General features: G+C 38.8%; 3 protein-coding genes. All 3 read right to left on the bottom strand.

Going from position 1 to position 4,115, the window contains the following annotated elements:
- Positions 1–342: 342 nt before the first annotated feature.
- Entirely contained in the window at positions 343–1,377 is a 1,035-nt protein-coding gene (locus tag ASE01S_RS15205; RefSeq protein ID WP_245630404.1) for a lysylphosphatidylglycerol synthase transmembrane domain-containing protein, read from the bottom strand.
- Positions 1,378–1,489: 112 nt separating this feature from the next.
- A complete protein-coding gene (locus tag ASE01S_RS15200; protein ID WP_067844391.1) occupies positions 1,490–2,521 on the bottom strand; it encodes a glycosyltransferase family 4 protein in 1,032 nt (343 codons plus the stop codon).
- A gap of 324 nt (positions 2,522–2,845) precedes the next feature.
- On the bottom strand, positions 2,846–3,652 hold the full coding sequence (locus tag ASE01S_RS15195; protein WP_067844388.1) for a MurR/RpiR family transcriptional regulator: 807 nt from the start codon (positions 3,650–3,652) through the stop codon (positions 2,846–2,848).
- Positions 3,653–4,115: the final 463 nt, after the last annotated feature.

The raw sequence follows: 4,115 nt of genomic DNA, 5'->3' as shown, positions 1-4,115 counted from the left end.
TCTTTTAGATTGTTTTTTATGGGACTTAGCTATTGCTGGATGAAACATTTAAATGATAAAGTGAAACTTCGTTCAGTGGAGGTTTCGACGCATAGGATGTGCTCGTGCAAGCCGTTGCGAGGACGACGTAGCGAACTTAGTTAGCTTCCTCTCTCCCCACTGAACGTTAGCTGACTGTTGGACCTCCCATTTCTTGATGTGGCAGTCTTACAAAAGCCCTTCGATGGGACGAGTAATCGCAGCCCCAGCCAGTTACACTGCGATAAATGTAGCGAGCCTAGATATTGTTAGTAGCAGAGGTAAAAAGGAGCCCCCACTTGCTAGCTGGTAAAGGGGCTAAAGTTACTTAGTTTCTGTCATAGCTATCAGCTTGTTTGACTTCTTTTCTTTCAACATTAGGGTCAGAGAGCCAAGCAGGATACAGCTGTAATAGGTAATAAAACGCCATAAAAATAAACTTAAGACCAGTCTTGCTGGATTAAGAATAAGCCCGAACAGCAATGAAAAGCTTAGTTCTGCTCCGCCACTTCCGCCTGGAATCGGAATCAGCGAAGAAAACATAATGATAAAGGAATGAAAGGCAATGATTTGGAAAATATCAAGCTGTGTTGCACCGATACCCTGCAAAACAAAATAAGGTATTGCGAAAAACAGCCACAATTGCAAGGTTGTCAATAGACTACATTGCACTAACAATTTAAGATCAAAGCTCATTCGCGTGCTCTCCAAATGGAAAGAATCCAGTTTTTGATCTACGGTATGCTTCAATGCGACATATTTGTCTCTTTTGATAAAAAAACCAACCGGTTTTAACAGCATGTGCACGATAAAAGAAGCGACGCGCTTGCTTTTCCCCACCGTAATTAACGCAACAATAACGATAACGTTTAGAGTAAAGCCAATCATGATCATTATACTAAGCTTTGGAATCGCTCCATTCATTAAATAGCGATACCCGAATATTAAGACAAAAAAAGAATTAATAACAAGCATCGACTGATAAAGAATAAATTTGATCAGTAGCACCGAACTACCTGCACCGACATCCATGCCATTTTTGTTCAGCATATACAGTTGTGCCGGTTGACCACCACTAGCAAATGGCGTAATCGTATTAAAAAATTGGCCAGCCATCGTAATCTTGAATGATTGACCAACGGTTTGCCGACTATTTACTTCACTTGATATTCGATGGAGAACAAGTGATTCAAGTAGCCAGTATAAAAACATAGCACCCATTCCACCAAGTAACCAAAAAATATTGGCATTTTTTAATCCAGTCCAAACGGTGGCGATATCGATCGATCTGAACTGGTAAGCAATAAAACCGAAGCTAAAGGCAATTACTAGAATAATATTAAAAAGTCTGCTTTTCATTGTTATCACCATTCCCCTTGTTATGCTCATGACAAGAAACGGCCTGAAATCGATCCGCTTCTTGTACTTTTTTAATGTTCTAGAGATTTAGGATACAATTTAGTCCGTTGTGTCACCCTCGTTCCTTCTCGCAGACCTTATGGTAAAAGTCTCTCCAAATTTCCCAGAGTCGCTCCTCGGAATAATTCGCTGCTCCTTTAACAGCATTCGCCTTTGCTTCCTGATAAAAGTTAGGATCATCTTTTAGTTGCTGAATTGCCGCAATAAAGGCTTCGGTCGTTTCACCTTTAATGTAGTAACCATCCAGTATGGCTTTATATAATTCCAAATCTCTAACGAGAATCGGCAGGCTGCTGCTCATTGCTTCAAGAATGGTCATCGGAAAAAGCTCATTGTAGGACGGCAAAAATAGCATATCCGACAAATTATAGTAGTCATTCATTGCTGTACGATCAAGAATTCCGGTAAATAGGACGTTTTCTGGCGGATTGTCGTATATTTTTTTTATTTCTTTATATCCTGCGGTGATTTTCCCGAAAGAAAATCCGCCAGCCCAAATAAACTGGATGTCGGGCAATTGTTTGGCAACTTCGATGAAATCAAGGACACCTTTGCGGTACTGTACTTGCCCAGCTCCAATAACAACAAAGGTACTTTCAGGTATTCCGTATCGTTTACGTTTTGCCTGCTTTTCCTCCTGTCCAACTGGATGGAACATTTTTTTTGAAACGAAGTTTGGGATATATTTTATTTTTTGCTTATTAATTCCGTACGCTTCTAGCTTCGGTATAAACGATGGGTTGACGACGACTAGCCAGTCCATTCGCTTGTAAAAGGAGATTAAATATCGATTAAATATCGTATTTATTCCTAGTGGAAGCTTTAAACTCCCCTCTAACGTCTCTGGAAGAAAGTGGACATATCCCACCTTCGTGCCTCTCTTTCTTTTGGCAAACGTTGATAGATAAAACAGAAAGTCGACGGTATGATAATGGGTGACATCTGCTGAAACATTTTTATTTATGGTTAAACGATACGTGCTCTGATCATAATCGTTAAGTAAATTGACGAGTTCTCTATAGGCGGAAGCAACTCCTTGGCCTTTTACTTTTTCTGCTGATGACATCATGTTAAGTTTTAGCATTGCATCTTATGCCTTCTTCCTCTTTTATCATTTACCCAGCATAAAAAATGGCTGGGCTCGTATCCTTCTCTCAGGAATGATAGCTGACCATTATGTAATTCTATTATCGCTCAATTTGAATATCAATTCATACGGCCTAAGATATATTTTTATTTAATCATTTAGCCTTAAACAACCAATTGCTCAGCTTTCAAATCAAGAAACTGCGACATATTTCGTCCTTTGTCGTTTCACTTAAATACAACACGCCATTCTTTTTTACAAGAAGCTTGTTTCAGCTAAGCAATCTTTCTTTAACTAAATCGATGCTTCTAAAAATGCGCGCTAAATTTTTTTATATTCATCTAATGCTTTTAAGGTTTCACGATAGCTTTGTAAAAGATCCTCCTCCTGAATTAACAGCATCGTTAAGATATCCAACACATAATGAATGGATAGTTGACTATTCAAAAGCCCTCTTAATCTAAACGGATGCATACTATAGGTATAGAGTAATAAATCAGAATTTGTAGCTAAAGAGGTATCCGTATAATTCGTTATCGCTATGATTTTTGCTTGATTTCGTTTGGCTAATCCAACCCCATCAACGACTTCCTTCGTTTCTCCTGAAGAAGAGATGGCAATAACAACATCCTCGGCACTAACTAAAGATGAGCCAATAATAATACTATGTGAATCCAAATGTGTATCAACTTTCAAGCCCATCCTTGAAATGCGGAGCTTAAGCTCTTCAGCTGATAGTCCCGAGCTACCTAAACCGAAAATATGAACCCGCTTTGCAGCTTTGATCCATTGACAGGCACGTTGATAGACAGTTAGGTCGGTTAAGTCTTCGGTTGACTCGACGACGGCACGATACATTTGATTTACAGACTCTAAGGCATGATCCGACACCTGTTCATTTCGGACTGCGTCCCGAAGTAAGATTTTGAATTCAACAAAGCTTTTTGCACCGATTTTATGGCAAAAGCGTGTTATTGTAGCAACTGAAACATCGATTTGAGCTGCCATTTCCTTGATATGAATATTTAATAGGTCATTACTATGATGAATGACATAGTCTGCAACCTTTTTCTCCAGTTTACTTAGACTTTGATATTTTAATTGGATCTGATTTAATACTGAATACACAACAGCACCTCCATCCTTACCTTCTTTACTATTATAACTAAATTGCAGCTAACTTTCACTGTCAGTTAAAAGAAGGCTAGAAGTGTGTTGCTATTACTAGCCAGATTGATTGAAAGAATTTCATTTCATTTTGAAACAAAAATCGATATTGATACTTATAGTAAATAAGTGATACTTCGTTCAGCGGGGGTCCAAACCCCGTCTGAATATAGTTAAAACCTCCGTCGGATACCACAGATTTTCAACGAAAATTTTTCGAGCGTAGCTCGATAAAATCTGAGCGCAGATACCTCAAGGTACATTTGATCTAGAGCACAAGCCCCCTTCTAGGCTGCATTATCATAAGAAGGAAAATCGAGACTGGGACAAAACCCGGTAATTAAAAAACAGGTACCTCCAAAAAGTTGGATAGTACCTGTTTTTTCACACGCACAAAGGACACCATTTGATAAAATTAAAGTAA

Source organism: Amphibacillus sediminis NBRC 103570 (genome assembly GCF_001552275.1).
Classification (GTDB): domain Bacteria; phylum Bacillota; class Bacilli; order Bacillales; family Amphibacillaceae; genus Amphibacillus_B; species Amphibacillus_B sediminis.
This window is presented reverse-complemented; position numbering and strand designations above follow the sequence as displayed.

Coding starts and splice junctions, on each gene's coding strand:
- ASE01S_RS15205 (WP_245630404.1), bottom strand. CDS start 1,377: ATGAAAAGCAGACTTTTTAATATTATTCTAGTAATTGCCTTTAGCTTC.
- ASE01S_RS15200 (WP_067844391.1), bottom strand. CDS start 2,521: ATGCTAAAACTTAACATGATGTCATCAGCAGAAAAAGTAAAAGGCCAA.